The organism is Paenibacillus sp. UMB4589-SE434, from assembly GCF_030226685.1.
Classification (GTDB): domain Bacteria; phylum Bacillota; class Bacilli; order Paenibacillales; family Paenibacillaceae; genus Paenibacillus_B.
Genome location: NZ_JASOYK010000004.1, coordinates 382854 through 404427, shown reverse-complemented (window position 1 = coordinate 404427; position 21574 = coordinate 382854). Strand labels below are relative to the sequence as shown.

Genomic DNA, 21574 nt, shown 5'->3' with positions numbered 1-21574 from the left:
AGCATATGGATACGGAACAGATTACCCGCTTCGTCATGAGGTATTTGGAATCAACGGAGTGTCATATTCTTGAGAAAACGCCGGCTTATGTCACGGTAAAGCTGTCCGAACAGGCAGATCGTGTATTAACGAACAGGCCCTATTATTGGGGCTTTGTGGACCGTACTGGGGCTGAGGCAGAGACGATGCGCTTTACGTTTGTGTTTGATCCAACACAAATGCCGCCAGAGACAAATCGCGGCCCAATCAGTTATGTCACCTCCCCCGTAACCGAGCCAACTCCGCTGCCACCAGCAGCGAATAACAACGGTTTACAAGACGTGGGACTCTGGGAAGCAAGCCTCCCCCTCACAGGTGAACAAGCGCAGATTGACACTGACGTTAATGCGGCTAATGTATCAGCACGCCCTGTGGGGCATCCTGGCAGCAGCCAAACTCCGAATCAGACGAGTACGTCGCAAGCTGTCGGTGAAGGAACTGGTGACACCATTATGCAGCGCTACTTTGGGGTTGCGCCTGCATTTACGGGAGGTGGGGGCGGAATCGGTCGTATCCCTAAAGATAATGTGAACTTTGGCAGCCAACGACTGGAACAGATTATGCAAGCCGCACTACAGGGCGGCCGTTACCTCTCTTTGTTCGAAGAAAGCAGCGAAGCTTATACTGGGCGCGGGCAGCGCCGCTCTGCGGCTTATGAGCCTTATTTGCTGCTAAATGTAAAGTTGGAATTTGCTTGTGATCTTAAACGGGAGGAACTTCATTCATTCGGCGTCTCACTTGTGAGTGGAACCATCCACCCCCACTTTATGGAGCTGGTCAAAGATCGCCACTTGACGCCGAAGCTGCCTGCAAACGTGCACACGATGACCTGGCGGTTTACGCTTGAACAAGCAGCCCACCTCGTGGAACAGCGTATTCGTCATCTGGCAGCCGACTATGATATGAGCTGGGCGGTAGAAGCAAGTGAGCGGCTGGATGAAGAATGGGAACGGCTGGCTGCTTACTATGAGCCGCTTATCAAGCAAGAAGAGGAGGCCATGGAACCCGGCGCAGTTAAAGATGCGAATGAATCACCTCAGCAGCCTTTAGCTGTAGAACTGCCTCCGCGAGCTACGCTGGACAGCATGCTGCAGCATCTTGATCTAGAGAATGTGCAGCAATCTCATGCTGAACCAACACAAGAACCATCTCCGCAGGCTCGCTCGGCGCGTGAGCAATTTGAGATACGCTGCAACGAGATACGATGGCAGTTTGAGCCACGAATCACGCTCAGTGTTATAAATGCGGCTCTCCTTCATTTGCCCTCAGGCTTGAATGGCTGAGCCGTGTTTTTCACTATGCTTTCATAATGCGACAGTTCTCGTTTAAGGCACTCTGTCCTTATATAGACAACTGCCTTGAACCGTCACATAACGGCAAAAATAGTACCTAAAACAAGCCATGCGGTGGCGCTAAAGCGACAGTCTTTTAAAAATAGCTTCGATAAAATGGTGTTAAGTTCGCATAAATAGGGTAAACCATTAATATTCTATTAGGTTGCCAAGAAATGAGGTGCTTGAACATGAACCATTGGTGGAATCACTTCGTTCGCTTAACATGTGCTGCGGCGTTAACAGCTGTTGTGTCCGCAGGATTATCATATGTCATTGTAGCGGGCTCGGATGCCATACAACAACCGGCCCGGATTCAGATCAGCCTGCCGGAGACGAGTCAAACCAGCACTTCCAACCATTTTCGCCGCCAAGCTTTCGCCACACTACATCAAGAGTCTGCCTACATTCCGTCACAATCCATATCTCGAGCAGAAGCTGCTAGGTATCGAACTGCTCCCCGTCTTTCCCTGCAGGAGACCGTTGATCAGACCGTTCAAAGACTATCGCAGCATCAGCCTTTCTCTGCGTGGAAGCGGGCCAAGACCGACGTACAACCGCTTGGGCCTGGTACACATGGCTGGCTAGTAAACGTGCTAAGTTCACATAACAAGACTGTTGGGTATTTGATCATACACGCGACACCAGATGACGATTATTTGTTAACTGAGTATGGAGTAGGTTCTCGACTCCCTTATGATCAAGCTATTCTATCGGAAGCGATTCATGCACTAGGCTGGGAGCAAGAATCGCTTGATATTAAACCATTATATGCACCACCTTTGATAGCAATGTGGAGAGTAAATAACGGCAATAAAATGGTGCTTCTTGACGCAGAAACGGGAGAGCAGCTGCCAGAAGAATTAGAAATGTCCCGTCTTGATGAATCTGTTAAGCGTCTGAACAAGTCGTCCTTCCATCACATCACCTCAGCGGCTTCATCGGCACGAACAGGAGGACATACCTCATTGTCAGGGGTCATCTCCAATCCTTTGCTCACTCCGGACAACCCTGTCGTCATCAGATCCACCTTTGATCCATACGACAATATTCAATGGATGAACGGTTCTCGTCAATTAAACGGCAAAAAAGCACTAGAATGGCTGGATAATTGGAAACCAGACCTGCAAACCTCACCATGGATCTATGTTCAGTCACGCTCCTACAGCAGCGGCACAATAAACCTGCCTTATGCATTAGTTGGCAAGCAGGGATGGACAGACGGTCGTACATTTGCCGCTTCATATGCGGCAGTGTCAGCTTCGGGAGCTGCGTGTATCCGCTTTATTGCAGAGCCGTTAGCATTAACAACCGGTTATATTACACCAGTTCAAACACAATCCACCCCTTAATCTCCAACATAAAGAAGGCATGCCCCGGTTTATACGGTGCATGCCTTTGTATATTTAGGACAATGTTTTTCCTTTTCCCCACTTGCCTGTACGACGGATACGATCCACGATTCGTGTAGCCCGCTTCACCACTGGCTGCCCCGCATGTTTCCAGTCACCTGCCATCATTTTCATGCTAAATGGCAATAGCCCGAACCAGCGTACCAACCAAAGCTCTCGCTGCTGGTGCTTGCGTTCCAGCCTACGCTCGCTCCGTTGTTCCTTGGGCTCATCTATATAGGTCACTACACGTTGTATAATATACTTTATTAAATCATCACGTTTTGACATGCTCATCCCCCCGTAACTGAACAACTTATTTTGCTTCTAGTGTGAGCTTTATCAACTCATTTTAAACCTGTTTTCATTATTGTTTTGAACCCCTAATTTCCAATATGCGCTTTGTATGGCATGTTTCTTATTCGTGCACGATACGACATAATACCTAAGACAAGGTTATGTGGAAAAGAGGTCATGTTCCATGCGTTACCCACGGACATTTTGTTTAACCTGCATCACTGTCCTGATCAGTGTTAATGCCATGTTTGCGGCTTCTACTGTCGATGCCTGTTCTGTGAAGTCGCCAACCTTCATGAACCACATGACGGATGAACAACAATCAACTATCGACGCTGACGATGAGCATCAACATATTACTCATGTATTTCCGCACCCATTTGTTCTCATTGATGCTGGGCACGGTGGGATCGACGGTGGAACCGTACATGAGAATATTTTGGAAAAAGATATTAACTTGGCCATCGCTCAAAAGCTGTATTTGCTGTTAAAGAGTAAAAACATCCCTGCCGTCTTGAATCGTACGGGAGACTACGCTTTAAGTGATGACAATCGCTGGTCGGTTACACGCTCAAGGCATCGCAAAGACCTAGCGCAACGACGCCAGTTAAGCGAAGAGGTTCCAGTCTCCATTTACGTGAGTCTCCACGTCAATTGGGGCAAAAATCAGGCAGCTCGCGGGCCAATTGTACTGCATCAGGAAGAAGGTCGAAGCAGGATGCTTGCTACTTTGATCCAGCAGCAATTGAATCCCCTATTTCAGAAAGTAATGCTTCCTGAATCCGGCAAAAAATATTATTTGCTGCGAAAAGTGCAGCAGCCCGCAGTAATTGTAGAAACTGGATTTATTAGCAATGCACAGGATCGTTTGTTGCTGACGAACAGTACAGGCCAATCTGCCATTGCCCAACGAATTTGTGATGCTATTATCCAGTATTACGCTACTTTTTCATAACTGAAGGTATTGTAGTTGTTATCCATTTGATCAGTCGCTTCAAGACAACGATTAGACAGTTATGACTTCTATCGCTTCACCAATTCAGATATGCGGACGAAATGTAAGTCCTTCATCGCTTGAGGAACTTGACGATGGAGGACGGCTGCCGTCTTCAGGCCACCCGCTCCAACATGTCCGATCGTGATACATGCCGCACTAGACTTGAGCTGATCCAGCACTTTGCTCCATTGCTTGGTGACGTGAGATTCAGAGTAGACGTCATCCAAAAATATTTGATTGTTTACAACGGGAACCCCGATTTCCTTGGCAACTTCTCCTATAACGGAGCGATAATTGGTTTTGCTGTCGAGAAAATACATCCCCTTCTCCTTAATGACTCGCAGTACAACTCGCATCACGCGCTTGTCTCCCGTTATTTTGGAGCCCATATGATTATTCATCCCAACCGCATGTGGAACAGCATCAATGGCCGTACGGATTCTTTTCTCGATCTCCTCATCCGATTGTGATGACAAAATAGCTCCTGGTCCGAGCCAGCTTGCTTTTCCGGACTTTGGCTCCATCGGCATATGTACGATCACTTCATGTCCCATCTGGTGAGCAAGCTTCGCATCAGCAACTGATGTTTGCAAAAATGGCATCACAGCAACCGTAATATGTACCGGCAGCTTTAACATCAGTTCTGTCCCTTTCATCTTGTTGCCAAAGTCATCAATGACAATAGCTACCGATTTCTTATCTTGAATAGCCTGCAAGTTAGTTACCTGCGGCAGATTCAACTGTTCATTCGGGATCGCTGCACCTATCGTAGGAACACAAGCCATCATTGCAATAAGTACGGCTACCACAGCTGCACTGATCTTTAGCTCGAGCCGAGCTTTACGATGCTGATTAAATCCTTTTGCTGCGTTTCTTAATTCCCTCATTTCTGCCCTCCATTCAGCCTTGTTTTAGGTTATAATATATGATGCGTTGTGCTGTTCTTAATATGTACCAAATGTAAGGATAATCATGCGTACAAATGCAATGATAGCTTGCCAATTGACAAGCATCTGCAATTCCCCTAAGATGGTAAGTACGCAAAAAAGTAGAGTGCAGGTGATAATGAAGATGTCCTATCAACCAATTGTAAAGAGAACACAGGTGTCAGACCATAATCCAGAGACGAATTTGTCTCAGTTGGTTCTTACCCTTCATGACGGAACACAGCTTCGTTTGTTTGACAACAACGGCAAGAAATCGATTAACCGTCTGTTAACGATGCCATGCCCGATTTGCCGCAAAGACTTCTACTGTAATTGCTTTAACCGCTTTGTAGACGTGATTGACGAGCAATTAAGCAAAGAAGACTGGAAGGAAGAGTAATCTCTTCTTTCCAGACATACGAAATCCCCTCTGTCCAGATGAGCATCATCGTCTGGACAGAGGGGATTATTCGTATGTTCAATATTAATTTGGTACACCGATTCACTGGGGACAATCGGATACAAATGGATTATTTAAACTGTTCATTTAGTATCGGAGCTGCAAGGTCCAGCATCTTGGCCATTTCAGCACGAGTGACCGCTTGGAGTGGTCGGAAAGTACCATCTCGGTAACCGTCAACAATTCCGTTTTCCACTAGTACCGCAATGGAGGCTGCTGACCATCTGTCGCTGCTCACGTCTTCGAAGGAACTAATAACCGGCTTGGACGGGGACGCCTGAAGCACTCGAGCCAGCAGCACCGTCAATTCTTCACGTGTTATCGATTCCTCCGGGCCAAAGCTGCCATCTGCCCGCCCCTTCATTATACCGGCTTGCTGTGCCATGAGGATGTCATTTGCCGCCCAATGACGTGACGGCACATCCCAAAATGGACGGACAGCCGATTGCGGTTGCAGCTGCAGCAGGCGCGCCACGATGGCGGCCGACTGCGCACGTGTCAACCGCTGCTCAGGCGCGAAGGTTCGCTTAGCGGTACCTGTCATCCAGCCGCGTTCATTCACGGAATGTATATAAGCACTCGCCCAATGGCCTGTTGTATCAACAAATGCTGACCCGTTGAGCCAGGCACTATAATAATCCCAAGTACCATCTGCTTCCTCCGTTAAGCTCCAATTACCTGCTCCTTTTAAATCATACTTATTCACAAGATTTAGCTTGGCTTGGATTGACTGTTCATTTTCATACCAGACGGTGTAAGTTCCCGGCTTTAATGTATTTCCATGGACATTCGGCAGCGCATCCCCTGTCTTGATCGTAAATACACCCTTAGGGGATTGCTTCGCAGCATCATAATAAGTCTTGCCATTGTAAGCTTGCAAAAGTTTACTTATGCGATGATTCTGTGCCGCGTTTCCCTTCATCGTTCCATCGGACTTCCAATAACGGCCATAGAACGGAATTCCAAGTACAATTTTATTGCTGGGAACATGTTTAAGCGCGTATTGAATGGATTGTTCAACAAAAGGCAGACCGGCAACTGGTCCAGGCTCGCTGCCTTGATAACTCTCGTCATATGTCATAATCATTAAGTAGTCGCTTACTTTTGACAAGGCAGCATAATCGTAGGAGCCATGCCACCCTGTAGTCCATCCTTGCGGGTTTGCCGCTACGGCTACTGATACTTCTTTGTGGGCTGGTATCGCCTCGCGCAGCATTTTAACCAGCTGCGTCTGATCGTCGCGCTGCTTGTCTGTTACATTTTCGATATCAACGTTAACTCCATCCAAATTGTACTTTTCTATTGCAGCAGCAATTTGCTTGACTAGTGCATTTCTATTGTTCAGAGCAGCTATACCTTTATTGCGATCCCAATGATTGCTAAGAAATGGAACTACTTTCATCCCTTTGCTGTGCATTTCCTTAATAAATGCAGGATCAAGCGCTTCTGTCAGCAGAAGAGAACCATCGTCACGAAGGTCAAAGTAGCTTGGCGATACCATGTCCAGACTACCTTTTGTGTGATCAACTGCCTGTACGTAACCACTCGGATTGCCAAAATAAAGATACGACATCGCAAATCGCTCGGCGACGGCTAATGTCGGAATGCTTGTAACAGACAACGTTAACAAAGATACGCCTAAGAGAGTTCCTTTTATGTATGAATTCCAACGCATTTTAAATCTCCTTCCATAAACAAGTTTCATAGACATCATGCCTTTGAAAATGATTAGGAACAAGATATAATAATTGGAAACTTTATCAACCACTTAATAGTGCTGGGGTAAAACCATGATAACAGCGCTGTTTGTGGGATCCTGGCGATATGTTTAATAATCTAATGAGAAATATTGCTATTGTCCTTAATCTATATAATTAGGTAAAATGTATTTCTTTTTTCAAAGCATTTACGGCTGCAGCTGATCATTCTATTATTTTCACTGCTGCGCATAGCAAAAGCTCTGCGTTATTTCTAGAACGCAGAGCTTTTGCTGTTCCGACTGAGCTTGCAGGACACTTAAATATCATCAACTTACCTGCTGTACACTTTACAGCTAGATGACGCGACTCAAAAAATGTGTCAGGAAACGCTCGGCGTCCACTTCCACGCATACTTCGCATGTTGCCTCACCATCATCTAACTCTCTTGTTCTGCCTATTTCGTCGCCTGTCTTATCAATAGCGACGTTTAAAGGAACTCGCTTCACAAAACTGGCATCAATAGCAACACCAACTGCCAGCGGATCATGCAGTGCGCAGCCGCCGCTGCCAGGATAACGCGTCTCATAGAAGCGAATATAAAATTCAGTAATGTCTGCAAAATAACCACCAATATCCGGATTCTCGTTTCTCCACTGCTGAACAGCCGACAGTGGGAGTAACGTTTCCATTGTCACATCAAGACCAACCACAGTTAGCGGTAACTTCGCTTTAAATAAAATATCTGCAGCATCAACATCACAGTGAATATTGGCTTCAGCATGGGATGTTACATTACCGCGGGTACGCACGGCTCCCCCCATTATAATTAACTCCCCGATTAATTCTGCAATATCAGGGGCCTTCTGCAAAGCCAATGCCAAATTCGTTAATGGTCCGACCATAACAAGTGTAATCTGTTTCGGATATGCGCGAAATTGCTCAATAAGATAATCAACAGCATTCTTACCAGAAGGTTTATTTTGGGGCTCAAATAGCTCCGCTTCACCTAAGCCATGTTCACCATGAATGTGCCTTACATAATGTTCCTTCTTCCGTTTCAATGGCTGCTCGGCCCCTTTAAATACAGGAACATCATAAACACCCAACTTCTCCAGCACAATCAACGTGTTACGTGCGGCTTCACTTACCGTAACGTTGCCATAACAAGTCGTAATGCCGTGCAGCTTAAGCTCAGGCGAACGAACCGCGTAAGCGATTGCAAGAGCATCATCAACACCTGTATCCACGTCCAAAATCAATAATTTAGCTCCAACGTCCATCTTCTCTCCCCCTCTGTGATGTATGCTTTATTGCAAGTACAAGCTCCTCATTTGTCATACTTTTTTATTATACCCTTTATTCGCTTCACATTGGAGACAAAAAGCACCAAAGTTCAATTGGTCTTCAATTAAATTATGGGTTCTACTCTTTAAATCAGTACCTTGAATATGCGTGACATTTATGTACAGATGATCATATAATAACTAGATCATAAGAGATCGAATATTACATGGATGGTGAACACCTATATGATCCAGTGCCAACTGGACTTTTTCACACGACGTTTTCAACAAATCTCAACAACCTATTATGTAGACAAAGCACATCTCGAAGCAGCATTAAAGGAATTAATGATTGCCATGGAAGTCGAATTTGCTATTCCAATTGACGATCCAGATGCGCTCTATACTTATGAGCTTAAACACCCTGACGTGCTTGAGGTATATTTTAAAATTACGAATGAGTTAGAGTACTAATTTTTGTATTCTCCTGATCTCTTGCATAATCATGTATAGGGAAGCACATCATAAATATGATATTCCAACTACTTACATTAAACATAGGAGGTTAGGAGCATGACACATACGTCTACACAGCAAATTCGCAGCACGATTCAACAAATGATTCAGCAGACTGAACAAGCAAGTGGCAACTATCAACGTTTGCTTCAGCAAGAACAACAAAACGCTCAACATCTAGAACAACTGGTACAGCGCGAACGACAAGCTGTTCAGGTGATACAAACCGCTTTGCAAGGACATCAAAACGCCATCCACCAAATGCAGGCCGTATTGCAAGCCTGTAATCAGATCGATAATGCAAGCACACATCTGTATGCAGCAAACAATACCTACGGATACACGCAAGGATATAGCGCCCAGCAACAACCCTATCACAATTAACGTGTTCACGGATTGCACACAGACGAACTAACACAAGGATTAGATCAATATAGAGGAGAGAGCCTCCCCTCCCTCTTCTATATTGACTGTACTGTCACGTAATAAGGTCCCCTCGAAACTACTGCTCCGATAACTATTTTAACTTTCCAGCTGCTTTGTCCATCAGCTGCGACTTTTTATGGTCAATTTTAGCTTGATACGCAGCTTCCGCTTCCTCTGCCAGTTGAATTCCAAATCCATGTTCCTTCAATTCTGACTTCATTTGCTCCAGCCGACTATAGAAAGACTTATCGACGTTTCTCTCAAGCTTTTTGGCTGCACTCATATAGAGCGAGGTCAGATCTGCTAGAGAACGATTTGACTTCCCTGCTTTGTACAACTTATAATCAGCCTTCGCCCGTTTGCCCAGCACATCAAGCCTTGATATCGCTGTAGCCTGCAAACTCTCAAACCAATCGATATAACGCGAGCGAATGGACTCTTCAGTAATGGGAGCCTGCGTCCTTCCATCTCCGCTTATCGGCTGCTGCGCTCCCTCCGTCTGCAGTTGTTCCTGCTGGGATCGTTTGCCCGTCTGTTCGCCGCTGTTCGCCGCAGATTCAGCAGTAGGCTGCGGCGAACCTGATATTGACTGATCAGGATGAATGGTTCCTACACCACCCACCGGTCTACTCGTATCTACTTTACTAAAGTCAAAGAAATCAGTAGCTACCCCCAATTCTTGCGTAGACACCTCTCGGTTTGTTATATACTCATACCCCCACCAGACTGCAATAGCCCCTATCAGAAGTATAATGACAAGAACAATTCCAACTTTTCTGCGCACAGCATCTTCCACCTTTCTATTGTGGATTAGCTTGTTTGATCATGATCTAATTGTCCTTTGCCCTTTCTTTGCTTTAATTTCTTGATTGCACGATTAACTTGCTTCCAGACTTGCCTCGCAGTTTCCGGCTCTAAAAGCACATTGCCAATGACAATAATAAACAAGACTACAGTACCCGCGATAATAGCCCACAACAACCAGTTCATTACACTAGCAGGTTCAGGCACAAATACAAATAAAAACGGAGTAATCGCGATTGCGCTCAGAATGACAAGTCTAATAATTCGAACAATCGTCTGCTTTGCACTGTGCTCCAATATATGCTTGGAAGTATACCTTATCAATTCTGGCGTGCGATATAGATGCGAGCAAATGCTGCCGAGCATAACGCCAATCATCCCGAACCATTGAACAAGTATAATCGAGACTGCCAAATTAATGATGGACTCCACAATGGACGGATATTTCGTTTCTCTAAAATGACCCGCCGCTTGAATCAACGTATAATGCGGCAGCCGTACGTTGCTTACAATCCCTACAACGATAAATAGTGCCGCTAGTTCTGGACGGATATATACTGCATCATGAATACCAGATGTATAAAGGCGTAAAAAAGGTAAAATTAAAATAGCGGCGCAAGCATACGCAGCCGTAAGAACGGCATAGTACATGTACTCGTACGCACCGAATTGTCGAAGCAGGCTGCCACGCTCTCCACTCGCAATCACATGGCCAAATGAAGCCATTAACCCATTAGAGAACGCGGAAACAAACATATTTACCGCAACAAACACCATGTTGTACACTGCATACACACTTACCTCACTGAGACTGCAGCAGATGGTAATGATCACCACGGGAGCAGCATAAACAATTAACGTATTAAGCTGGTGAATAAAGGCGTCCCAACGTCGGTCAAGTGCTTTATGATTGGGTACAGCCCGGTAGTTTACTTCCTTATATTCCCGCCGGACATACCATTTGACCAAAAGGACTCTGGAAACGAAAATGAGTGTCGCAGCGGTTTGGGTGATCAGGACATCAAATCCGCTCATGATGAGGACGACGGAGACTACAGCATTTAGAATCACGCCAATCGTTTGAATCAGGGATATGACGTAACTCTTCTGATCTGCCATTAACAGCACTCTGTATTTACCAATAATAAAGTACTCCACCAAGCCGCTTCCTGCCAAAATAAGAACCATAACGCTTGATGTGATAACCGGAACTTGACCGTGTACAAGGAACGGGTAACATACTGCGCACCCTACAACAAGCACCGCAAATATAATACCAGCTCTGCGATAAAATAGCCGTGAAGCCGATAATACAGCATTAACTTCACCGATATTGCTGGCGGCAAGTGGTTTGTATAACGCAGCGATAGAGGCGGCCCCAAGACCAGCCTCCACTAACGATAAATATCTTAAAAATTGATTAATTGAGGAGATCATGCCATTCATATTAGAGCCGTAGGCTTCAATAATTAATCTGGGCAAAATAATGCCAACAGCAGCTGTCACAAATTGCAGCAGCAGATTCGCGATTAAATTGTATAACGCGTTGTCTATCTTCATTCTCTCACCGTCGCGGAAGGGGCTATAAGTTCAGAATCACGTTGGTTAGTATGCTCACAATAGTACATGTTCATAAATAACATGGTCATATAAAAGTAAGTACTATACTTGGCTAAGGATTGTAACGAGATTAGAAAGATGAGTGTGGAAATGATGGGAAGATAAGATAGGAAGGAGGGCTTATGACTTGAAGTTTCTTTCTGCCTTTGGCATTGGTTTAATACCACCATGTAGATGACAAATAAAATAGTTCCGCACATGCCCCACGCAATTAAAGATTCCAAATAAGTGTTATGCGGGCCCGTCAAAATACCCATAACCGAGATGTTGCTCTGTTGTAAATATCCGATAATTCCCTTGCCCCAAAACATCTCCCACAAGGTCGATTCCGTAAATACATCCCAGTATCTTTCAGCCAGCATGGAGCGCAGTCCTGTCATCTTCTGCAAGCTGTCTCCGATCGACATCCGCTCCATGATGGAATTAATAAATCCTATGGCAGGAACGGCGAAGATCGCAGCGAACAAGAGTACGGCAAGTGCAAGCTTCCTGCGAAGCCGAATCATGCTGTGTTCAGAAGTTACGATCATGTACACTGCTAACAGAACAACCGTAATGGCAGCTGTCAGGAAATAAGCGCGGGACAAGGTCGACAACCCTAGCAGCATTAAGCCTAAAGCAAAATATATATATCGTGGCTTTGGTGTTCGTGATTGTTTATAAATATGGAGGAGAAAAAAAGCCGCCATCAAAATCATCATACCGAAGCCATTCGGGTCACCGCCTGCCCCTTCGAATCTGACATATCCAGTCGCAGCACCACTAGGCACCGCCCAGGACATCACAAATCCGCATACGCTGGATAACAGGATCCCTGCTACAAAATAGTGCGCAATCTGTTTAAAATCAGGTCTGAAATTCAAATCGATCATCATCAGCGATGCGTACAGGAACAAAGCTGACCATCTGATTACAGGAACGACCATGACCGAGCCATTAAGGTATAGATGGAGCCATTCATACGCAATCATACACAGCATCGCAATTAGACCAACTACATGCAGCTTCATTGTGTTAAACCGAGCAGCCACATGCTTGACGAGTGCAACAAGAAACAGCATCGTAGCATAAGAGACACCACTGTCTTCCGTTACAAATAAATGAAGGGAAGGCAATAGAAAAGCAATCAACAAGAAATTACAATAGACGTGCGAAAAGCAAATGTACCCCGCCATCAAAAAGATTGCAGCGTTTAAATAAATAGGCTGCTGCTGCCACGAATAGAGAAGAAGTGCCATAGATACAACCATGTAGAACAGCCAAGATGGTAGCATAAATCGCTGCTTCAAGCTGCTGCGTTCGATGATGTAGGGGGATCCACCGTATATTTGCTGCATCATTCCCTCCCCTATCTGTGCCAATGAATTTTCGGTTCAACGTTTGCGCTTATAGTTGATAGATGTGTAGTAGCTTGCGGACATTTTCTTGAATACTATAGCCCTTGTCAATCAGCCTTAACTCGGATTCATGCGGTTCGCCTCGGCCTCTTGCTGACCACTCCAGCAATGCCGCTGCCCAATTAGCGCTTCCCTCTGCCAAGTCCATAAAGCGTACCAGACCCGCCCCAATGTCAGCTTCATTCGGTACGCCAGCAGATACGAGACAAGGCAAGCCGGATGCTTGTGCTTCCAAAAGAGAAACCGGCAGCCCCTCGAATAAAGAAGGGAATAAATAAACATCAAATGCTTGCAGCAGTTCCGGAATATCCGATCTGAGTCCAGTAAATATGAAATGCTGACCAAGACCTTTGCTGATAATTGCCTGTTCTAAGTCATATTTGAGCGGTCCGTCTCCTGTAAATACAAGCCAGAAGCAAAGTTCAGGATGCTGTCGTTTCAACCAATCCGCAATATCTATCATAAAGAAGTGATTTTTCACTTCGGACAGTCTGCCCACATGGCCGATAACAAGACAATCAGTCGGAATGCCAAGCTCTTCCCTCATTCGGCTGCGATCCGATTGAGTTCGGAAGGCGTAGCTTGACGAATTAATCGCGTTCGTCAGCACATCGAAGGGCCTGCGGCCGTACATAAAGCTGCCCGCTTCCTGCCCGCAAGCCAACAGATCCGTAGCGTTTATGATCGCAGCAGTCTTCAACAGCGGAACTATCGCTCTCTGCCATGCTTGCTCGACGTTGCTCGTATGGATATGGCAGACACGGATGTCAATACCCGCCTGCCGGGCCGCCATCAATGCAAAGCCCCCTTTGTAACCGTTATGAACGTGTACAGCCTGGTAGGGGCCATGCTCTTGAATCAAGTTTTTAAATGCGCGCATATAAGAAAAGATGCCTTGCTTTTTTATATAATCGAAATAAAATATACGACCACCCATATTAGCAATCTCGTCATGGAGCGGTCCCTGATTAAAAGCAGCAAAATCGAATTGCAGGGTGTCTCTGTCTACACAGCGATAAATATTCATCAGCATCGATGAGATACCGCCGTATCCAGTAGAAGGGATCACTTGCAGCACTCGTTTCGGCAAGGAGCTCATACTTCGTAGATCCTCCGTTTACCCAAGTAGTCCTGAGGGAAAGTAGATAATCCATAAGCATGCTGCAATTGATCCAATTCCTGCTCTAGCAGAAAACCTCGCTTAAAGAAGGCGGCATAAATGCGCTCAAAGCTTGGTCGTGGCTGGGTCGCCTGCTCCCGTACAACCTGTCCCCAGTCCCCGATCGGCTGATGTAGTGACAAAAATCGTACCAGACCCGTCTTCATATCAACCTCTTCGGGAAGAGATGAAGATAACACACACGGAATACCCGCCGCTTGCGCCTCAATAGCAGCGCCTCCGAGCCCTTCATAAAATGAAGGCATGACAAAAACGTCCAGCAGACGAAGCAGCGGCGGAATGTCCGTACGTACACCAAGGAAATGCACACAGCTTAACACCCCGTTATCTTCAGCCTGTTGTTCCAGCTGCTTCCGCAGAGCGCCCCCGCCAATAAGGACTAAGCGGGCATCAATCTGCGAGTCCCTTAAATGAGCAAGCAGCTTGAACAAAAAGACATGGTTTTTGACTGTATGCAGCCGACCAATGTGACCAAGCAGCAGTTGGCAGTCGGGAATGCCAATATATCGCCTGCTGCTTGCCACCTCAATCTCTTGGAGGCGGCAATATGGCGATAAGTCGATGGCATTAGGCACGACTTCCACCTTCCCACTGTCTACCGCTCGTTGTCCAAACAAATATCGTCCCGCTTCGCAGCTAATGGCAAGCAGCCGCGTTGCATAGCGCAGCATCAATAACCTCCCGAAAAGGATCGAGAACCGCTTCAGCATGGAGCCGGACGTGCCGGACGTGCGAGCATGGCATACCCGAAACGTAACACCAGCCAGACGAGCAGCCAGCATAGCCAATCCTGCATGATGTGCTGTATGTGCATGAACCGCCTGATAGGGCCCCTCTCGCTTCATCACTTGGTACATATCCTTCAAATGTGCAAAGATTCCACTTCGCTTTGGATGGCGAACCATATATTTCTTTCCGCCAAGCTGCTCGATCTCTTCATCATAATGGTGCTGGCCGGGCTCCAGCACCAGAAAGTCAAATTGGAGGCGAGTACGATCCATATGTCGGAATACATCCATCATGCGTGTTTCTGCTCCGCCTCTATCCAATCTAGAGAACACATGTAAGATGCGTCGCGGTGCTCCGCTTGTCATCGTGCGCTCACGCCCCTATCATAATCAATCCGGATAAGTTGAGCAGGCGCGCCTACAGCTACCCCGTACGGGGGAACCGATCTCGTCACAACGGAGTTTGCCCCGATCCTGGCATAGTCCCCAATCGTAATCGGCCCCATAATCACTGCGCCTGCTCCAATAAATACATTTCGTCCGATAACGGGAATTCCGTTATCTTTTCCCTCTCTCCCGTTACCGCCTATCGTTACATTTTGATAGATGCTTGTGCCACTGCCAATTTTGGCTTGGCGATGGATGACAACACCGAGGCCGTTGTGGAACAACTTTACGTCTTTTGCCATATCTACCGCATATGGCAGATCACATGCGAACACAATTCGCATCAAATAGTAAATCCATTTTGGTAAAAACGGAACGCGGTGCTGGTGCAGCCAACGCGCCCGTTGATGCCATCTGCATACGGCGTGCATAACAGTCCTCCATCTCCAATTAATTAGTCGAGACGTTCTGTTCAAAGTAGCTGCGGTACCAGTCGGCAGCACGATCAAAGCCACTATGGAAATTCCATTCTCCCTCGTAGCCCAATAGCATACGGGCCTTAGATATATCCGCAAGACTGTGTTTGATATCCCCAGGTCTGTCTGGACCAAAGACGGGATCATATGCCACTTCAAGCCGCTCACACATGTTTTTCAGCATATTAAGCAGACTGAACCTTTCGCCGCACGCGATGTTAAAAGTCTCCCCGCATGCTGCCTCGTCTGCAACACAAGCTTTTATGTTCGCTTCGATCACATTATCGATGTAGGTAAAGTCTCTGGTCTGCCGCCCATCACCATTGATGGTCGGCCGTTCCCCGGTCAAAAGCAGCTTCGAAAAAATAGGAATAACAGCAGCGTATTGCGAATCCGGATCTTGTCTTGGGCCAAACACATTAAAGTACCTCAACCCAATACAAGGCATGTTGTATAGTCGTGTATACAACGAGCCATAATGCTCATTCACTAATTTGGTTGCCGCGTAAGGGGAAAGTAGCTGACCTTCAGCCCCTTCGTGCTTAGGGAGTTCTTCTGAATCCCCATATACAGACGAGGAAGAAGCATATACAAACCGTTTTACCTTTCCTGACAGACGAGCTGCCTCCATAACGTTCAGCGTGCCCTTCACATTATTTTCCTCATATAAGAGCGGTTCCTCAATCGATCGGGGCACGGAGCCAAGGGCTGCCTGATGAAGTACATACTCTGCATCTTTACAAGCTTGCTGACACGTATCAAAGTCACGGATGTCTCCTTCAATAAATGTATAATTAGGGTTATTGGCAAACAGGCTGACATTCACTTGTTTGCCGGTGGAGAAGTTGTCGAGTCCTCGTACCTTCATCCCCATGTCAAGCAGCGTCTCAGCAAGATTAGAACCGATAAAGCCAGCGACACCTGTGACCAGAAACAACGTGCCTTTAGGAAGCTTCACTAGCTCGTAGCCCATCTTATAACCTCCAATACTTGAAGCCCAAAGCTTCGGCCTCGTTCCGATCATAAATGCCTTTAACATCAACTAATACGTTTCTGTTGTCAGCATACTTTTCTCGAATCTGCTCCAAAGGAAAATTGACATAATCCTGATGATTTACCGCAACAATCACAGCGTCGACTGGAGGAACTTCCTGTGCGAGTTCAAATCCATATTCTTCCTTAATCTCACTGCTATCCGCAAGGGGATCTATTGCATAAATCAGGACCCCATACTCCTTTAACTCGCGAACGATATCGGCTACTTTGGAATTTCGAACATCCGGCACATTTTCTTTAAAGGTGACTCCCATTAAGAGAACTTTAGCGCCTTTAATAGGGCAGTCATCACGAATCATCTGCTTGACAACACTCTCAGCTACATATTTGCCCATATTGTCATTGATCCGACGACCGGCAGGGATAACCTCTGGATGATAACCTATTTCCTCAGCCTTATAGGTCAGATAGTACGGATCGACACCAATGCAGTGTCCTCCTACAAGGCCCGGTCTAAAATGTAGAAAGTTCCATTTGGTGCCTGCCGTCTGCAAGACGTCCAGTGTATCTATTCCAAGACGATTAAAAATAATGGACAATTCATTCATAAACGCGATATTAATATCTCGCTGTGCATTTTCAATAACTTTGGCAGCCTCCGCTACTTTAATGGACGACGCTCTGAATACACCTGCCTCAATTATTAATTCATACACACCAGCGACTACTTCTAGACTCTCCGCATCCATGCCTGAGACAATCTTGACAATAGACTCTAGCCGATGTACCTTATCACCCGGATTGATACGCTCGGGAGAGTAGCCCACCTTAAAATCAGTACCACATATCATTTCTGACTCCTGCTCCAGAATAGGAACACACACGTCCTCCGTCACACCGGGATATACAGTGGACTCGTAGACCACAACACTGCCTTTCCCCATATATCGCCCAACTACGCGACTCGCTCCCGATATGGCTGATAAGTCCGGTTTATTGTGTGGATCTACGGGAGTTGGCACAGCTATGATTACAAATGCAGCTCGTGCGATATCCTCAGGGTTGCTGGTGAATTCCACCGTACAATCGCGGATATGTTCGTCACCCACTTCATGGGTTGGATCGAACCCGCTCTTGTAGCGTTCAATTTTTTTGATACTGTTGTCAAAACCAATTACTTTAGCCCTTTTAGAAAGTGCAACAGCTAAAGGAAGTCCGACATATCCAAGTCCAACTACCGCAATCGACGTTTCCCTGTCCTTGATGGCGTCCAGCATAGATTTAACCTCCATCGGGTTGGATGACATTATATTCAAAATGACTTTATTCACTTTGTTTACATCATATTTGTCTTTGCAGATGCGCAAGCTTTCGCTGGACATGGACTCAAGGTATTTCCGATGCTCAATCATCCATACCATTTTATTGGCTAAAGCTTGCGTATCTTTAACAGGAACAAGGAACCCGTTTACACGATCGACGACCGTTTCTCTGCACCCTGGCGCATCTGTCGTAACGATAGGTCTTGCAGTCGCCATAGCTTCCAGAATGCTCTTGGGTGTGCCTTCATGGTAAGAAGGCAGTACAAATACCGAACACTGCCTTAGGTAAGGCCTAACATCATCAGTTGCCCCTGCGTACTCCACGGAGCCATCCTCTATATACGGCTTCAAGTCCCTTTCTTGGATAGCTGTCGGATTTGTATCAAACGGACCTACCAGAAGGAACTTCGCTGCAGGATATTTTTGCTTCACAATTCGCGAAGCTTCCAAGTATTCCATTAGCCCTTTATCCTTAATCAGTCGACCGACAAATAAAAACGTATCGCTATCTGGCAAAGGCTGTTCGGTAAACAGCTCCAAATTAACGCCAGAGCCATGAATAAGACAGGGCTGCTCTGCTCTAATCAGTCGCAGTCGCCTGCACTCGCTGATGTCGTCGTTGTTCTGGAAGAAGACTCGCTCACAGCAGGAAAGAGCAAGCCTATACTGCATCATCAATACAAGCTTAAGAAAAGATAAACTGCTGTTATTACGAAATACAGAGCCCAGTCCTGCAACCAAAGCAAAAATATGGTTGATCCCTGCCAATTTTGCCGCAATACAGCCGTATACGATTGATTTTGCTTGATAAGCAAATATCTTATCTGGCTTCGTGCTGCGTATCAGCTTCAGAAGCTGGATCAGCGTGCCAATGTCTTTAAGAGGATTGATCCCGTTACGCTCTATCGGTACGGAGTAGTAATGGACGCCGAATGATTTGAATCTGGGCGCCCATTCTTGTGCAGGTTCTGGCGCGGAGGCCAGGACTTCATATCCATCACGTTGCAAAGCCGTTATCATATCTTTACGAAACGTTAATAGAGAAGGGGCACTGCTCGAAATCACCATTACTTTCATCAAGCACCTCGCACCAAACTGCTGATATGTTTACAAACGTTTTATTTAACCAACTTTACCAATCGAAAAAGTAGTATTAATAACATCAGAAATGAATCATCGCGCTCCTCTACCTGTCAGCACAATGAAAATGGTTTTGAAAAATATTTTGGTCTCCAACCATGCGGAATAATGATGGATATAATACATGTCATGCTCAAACTTCTCTTCCGGCGTAAGATCGTACCCACCATTTACTTGCGCCAATCCCGTTAATCCGGGCTTGACGAGTACTCTATTCATAAAACCTGGAATTTTCTCACTGAACTGCAGCATAAATGCATATCTCTCAGGCCGTGGCCCAATTAAGCTCATATCATTCCTCAACACGTTAATCAGCTGCGGGAGTTCATCTAGACGAGTCCTTCGAATAAAGCTGCCGACTTTAGTAATTCGACTGTCATTGCGGACGGCCCATCGAGGACCGTCCTTTTCCGCATCGTTATACATCGATCTCAATTTAAAGACACGTATAATTTTACCCCTGTATCCAACACGCTCCTGAACATACAGTGCAGGTCCAGGTGATTCATACTTAATCCAAATAATTAACAAGGCAATAATGGGAGATGTGATCAGAAGCAGGGATAAAGATAGGAAGAAATCAATAATCCTTTTACACGTCAGAAACAAGTACGAAACGTCGGCTTCTGTATGCGACTTGACGACTGCTGCACCTTGCTCCCTCAACATCATTTCGGTTACTTGATTCATCACGATCCTCCATCAAACGTTTCTGATGTCAGGAACATGCTCAATAACTTAATTTTCGCCTGCATAATAGTGATATCGATTCATGCCTTTTTGTGCATATTTATTGAGCACAGTTCCCAACACATTAGCATTGACCAACTGTAAATTTGCTTTAGCCTTGCGGAGATCCTCGCGCTTCACTTTCCCGTAATGGACAACCAGCAATACTCCGTCACATTTCGTTGCCATCACTTGGGCATCTGTCACCAGCAGTACGGGCGGCGTATCAATAAATACGGCATCATACGTTTGCGATAATTCCTCAATTAATTTCGACATATGCTGGGAAGCGAGCAATTCCGAAGGGTTCGGAGGGATCGTTCCCGCAGGGATAACATCCAGATAGGGTATTCCACTTTTCGTAATAACGGTCTCTTTACCAACTTGATGCGCAAGTACATTGGTAACTCCAAGACGATTAGATAAACTAAAGTATTCATGAATAGAAGGCTTTCTCAGATCAGCATCCACAATTATGACATTCATATTCGCTTGCGCATAAGCAACAGCTAGATTTGTCAACGTAGTTGTTTTTCCTTCACCTGCACCAGCCGAAGTTACCATAATGGACTTTACCGGGCTGTCTATGGAGGAAAACTGAATATTTGTACGCAGTGTTCGATACACTTCCGATATCGGCGACATCGGGTTCTGCTCGGTAATAATGCTATGCTTCTTGCCCAATTGTGACATCGTTCAATTTTCCCTTCCCTTTAATTGAAGTATGAAGCTGACCGGAATAATCAGATTCACTAATGACCATTATTGTTGCTAAGTTCGGAAGTCCCAGCATCTGATAAATTTCACCTTCACTTTTTACGGTGTCATCCAAATAATCTAGAAATACAATACATCCAATGGAAACCAATAAGGATATCATAAAAGTGAGCGCCACATGGAACACGGTTTTGGGTCCGATCGGAGCAGGCTTTGCCAGCTCATCCGCAAGTCCCAGAATTGACACATTGTCAGTCTTCATCAAGGTAGGAATCTCCATACGGAACACTTGCGCGATCGCATTTACAGTCTTGGCAGCCTTTGCGTAATTTTCATTTTGAAATGAAATGGTGATTACCTGCGTATTGTTAACGGAATCGACTTGAACGCCAGCCGCCAACTGGGCTGGGCTATAACCTAAGTTTGGATAAGCCATAGTGACATGCTTCATCATGGAAGTTGTTTTAATAATTTCTTTGTACGTATCAATGAGGCGGAGATCCATATTCACTTCGTTGATGCTTATAACCCCTTCTCCTACCCCTTTTGTGGAATTCACGATGATCTGGCTGGAAGCTTCATAGGTCGGTTTTAATACATAATAGCTGATCAGTCCTGCCGTTAAGGAGGCCGCAGTGACAATTGCCAACACCCACCATATCTTTCTACGGATCAATAACATGAGACCTTTAATGTCAATCTCCATCCTAAT

The 21574-nt window shown here is 45.8% G+C and carries 21 protein-coding genes; 6 read left to right on the top strand and 15 right to left on the bottom strand.

Annotation, left to right across the window (positions count from 1 at the left end):
• Window positions 1-5: 5 nt before the first annotated feature.
• Both QP775_RS17090 and QP775_RS17085 read left to right on the top strand, forming a co-directional pair.
• Window positions 6-1322 (top strand): YqhG family protein, encoded by a 1317-nt coding sequence (locus QP775_RS17090; protein WP_239326741.1) that lies wholly within the window; start codon window positions 6-8, stop codon window positions 1320-1322.
• A 239-nt stretch (window positions 1323-1561) separates the two neighbouring features.
• Window positions 1562-2722, top strand: a complete 1161-nt coding sequence (locus QP775_RS17085) for a hypothetical protein (protein WP_239326739.1) — start codon at window positions 1562-1564, stop codon at window positions 2720-2722.
• A gap of 54 nt (window positions 2723-2776) precedes the next feature.
• Here the strand turns inward: QP775_RS17085 and QP775_RS17080 are convergent, their stop codons facing one another.
• The gene (locus QP775_RS17080; protein ID WP_285107784.1) at window positions 2777-3052 is read right to left on the bottom strand and encodes a YqzE family protein; all 276 of its coding nucleotides are present in this window, start codon (window positions 3050-3052) and stop codon (window positions 2777-2779) included.
• A gap of 190 nt (window positions 3053-3242) precedes the next feature.
• On the opposite strand from QP775_RS17080, the gene QP775_RS17075 reads away from it, so the two are divergent.
• A complete protein-coding gene (locus QP775_RS17075) occupies window positions 3243-4013 on the top strand; it encodes an N-acetylmuramoyl-L-alanine amidase family protein (RefSeq protein WP_481857216.1) in 771 nt (256 codons plus the stop codon).
• Window positions 4014-4081: 68 nt separating this feature from the next.
• Here the strand turns inward: QP775_RS17075 and QP775_RS17070 are convergent, their stop codons facing one another.
• A complete protein-coding gene (locus QP775_RS17070) occupies window positions 4082-4942 on the bottom strand; it encodes a divergent polysaccharide deacetylase family protein (RefSeq protein ID WP_285107782.1) in 861 nt (286 codons plus the stop codon).
• 184 nt (window positions 4943-5126) lie between these two features.
• Between QP775_RS17070 and QP775_RS17065 the strand changes: the two genes are divergently transcribed.
• A complete protein-coding gene (locus tag QP775_RS17065) occupies window positions 5127-5381 on the top strand; it encodes a hypothetical protein (RefSeq protein WP_239326733.1) in 255 nt (84 codons plus the stop codon).
• Between the two features lie 130 nt (window positions 5382-5511).
• Here the strand turns inward: QP775_RS17065 and QP775_RS17060 are convergent, their stop codons facing one another.
• Together QP775_RS17060 and QP775_RS17055 are read right to left on the bottom strand one after the other, a co-directional pair.
• Window positions 5512-7116 carry a glycosyl hydrolase family 18 protein gene (locus QP775_RS17060; RefSeq protein WP_239326731.1) on the bottom strand — a complete coding sequence of 535 codons (1605 nt, stop codon included), beginning with the start codon at window positions 7114-7116 and terminating at the stop codon, window positions 5512-5514.
• Window positions 7117-7494: 378 nt separating this feature from the next.
• A complete protein-coding gene (locus QP775_RS17055; protein ID WP_285107777.1) occupies window positions 7495-8421 on the bottom strand; it encodes a nucleoside hydrolase in 927 nt (308 codons plus the stop codon).
• Between the two features lie 249 nt (window positions 8422-8670).
• Between QP775_RS17055 and QP775_RS17050 the strand changes: the two genes are divergently transcribed.
• Window positions 8671-8898, top strand: coding sequence for a hypothetical protein (locus tag QP775_RS17050; protein WP_285107775.1), 228 nt, complete (start codon window positions 8671-8673; stop codon window positions 8896-8898).
• Between the two features lie 99 nt (window positions 8899-8997).
• Window positions 8998-9324, top strand: coding sequence for a hypothetical protein (locus tag QP775_RS17045; protein ID WP_285107773.1), 327 nt, complete (start codon window positions 8998-9000; stop codon window positions 9322-9324).
• Window positions 9325-9457: 133 nt separating this feature from the next.
• Here QP775_RS17045 and QP775_RS17040 read toward each other — a convergent pair whose 3' ends face one another.
• From QP775_RS17040 to QP775_RS16985, 11 genes are all read right to left on the bottom strand, one after another.
• Entirely contained in the window at window positions 9458-10150 is a 693-nt protein-coding gene (locus QP775_RS17040; protein WP_285107771.1) for a hypothetical protein, read from the bottom strand.
• A 26-nt stretch (window positions 10151-10176) separates the two neighbouring features.
• Window positions 10177-11730 (bottom strand): polysaccharide biosynthesis C-terminal domain-containing protein, encoded by a 1554-nt coding sequence (locus tag QP775_RS17035; RefSeq protein WP_285107770.1) that lies wholly within the window; start codon window positions 11728-11730, stop codon window positions 10177-10179.
• A complete protein-coding gene (locus QP775_RS17030) occupies window positions 11727-13127 on the bottom strand; it encodes a hypothetical protein (RefSeq protein WP_285107768.1) in 1401 nt (466 codons plus the stop codon). The genes QP775_RS17035 and QP775_RS17030 overlap by 4 nt, the downstream gene beginning before the upstream one ends.
• Window positions 13128-13176: 49 nt before the next feature.
• Window positions 13177-14286, bottom strand: coding sequence for a glycosyltransferase family 1 protein (locus tag QP775_RS17025; protein ID WP_285107766.1), 1110 nt, complete (start codon window positions 14284-14286; stop codon window positions 13177-13179).
• A complete protein-coding gene (locus QP775_RS17020) occupies window positions 14283-15461 on the bottom strand; it encodes a glycosyltransferase family 1 protein (RefSeq protein WP_239326716.1) in 1179 nt (392 codons plus the stop codon). Before QP775_RS17020 ends, QP775_RS17025 begins: the two co-directional genes overlap by 4 nt.
• Entirely contained in the window at window positions 15458-15913 is a 456-nt protein-coding gene (locus QP775_RS17015) for a serine O-acetyltransferase (RefSeq protein WP_239326714.1), read from the bottom strand. Before QP775_RS17015 ends, QP775_RS17020 begins: the two co-directional genes overlap by 4 nt.
• 19 nt (window positions 15914-15932) lie before the next feature.
• Window positions 15933-16931 (bottom strand): SDR family oxidoreductase, encoded by a 999-nt coding sequence (locus tag QP775_RS17010; RefSeq protein ID WP_285107763.1) that lies wholly within the window; start codon window positions 16929-16931, stop codon window positions 15933-15935.
• 1 nt (window position 16932) lies between these two features.
• Complete coding sequence (locus QP775_RS25785; protein WP_350338981.1) at window positions 16933-19353, bottom strand: nucleotide sugar dehydrogenase; 2421 nt, start codon at window positions 19351-19353, stop codon at window positions 16933-16935.
• Window positions 19354-19449: 96 nt separating this feature from the next.
• On the bottom strand, window positions 19450-20085 hold the full coding sequence (locus tag QP775_RS16995; protein WP_483312026.1) for a sugar transferase: 636 nt from the start codon (window positions 20083-20085) through the stop codon (window positions 19450-19452).
• 69 nt (window positions 20086-20154) lie between these two features.
• Window positions 20155-20838 carry a CpsD/CapB family tyrosine-protein kinase gene (locus tag QP775_RS16990; RefSeq protein ID WP_285107759.1) on the bottom strand — a complete coding sequence of 228 codons (684 nt, stop codon included), beginning with the start codon at window positions 20836-20838 and terminating at the stop codon, window positions 20155-20157.
• Window positions 20813-21568 (bottom strand): YveK family protein, encoded by a 756-nt coding sequence (locus QP775_RS16985; protein ID WP_239326706.1) that lies wholly within the window; start codon window positions 21566-21568, stop codon window positions 20813-20815. The genes QP775_RS16990 and QP775_RS16985 overlap by 26 nt, the downstream gene beginning before the upstream one ends.
• Window positions 21569-21574: the final 6 nt, after the last annotated feature.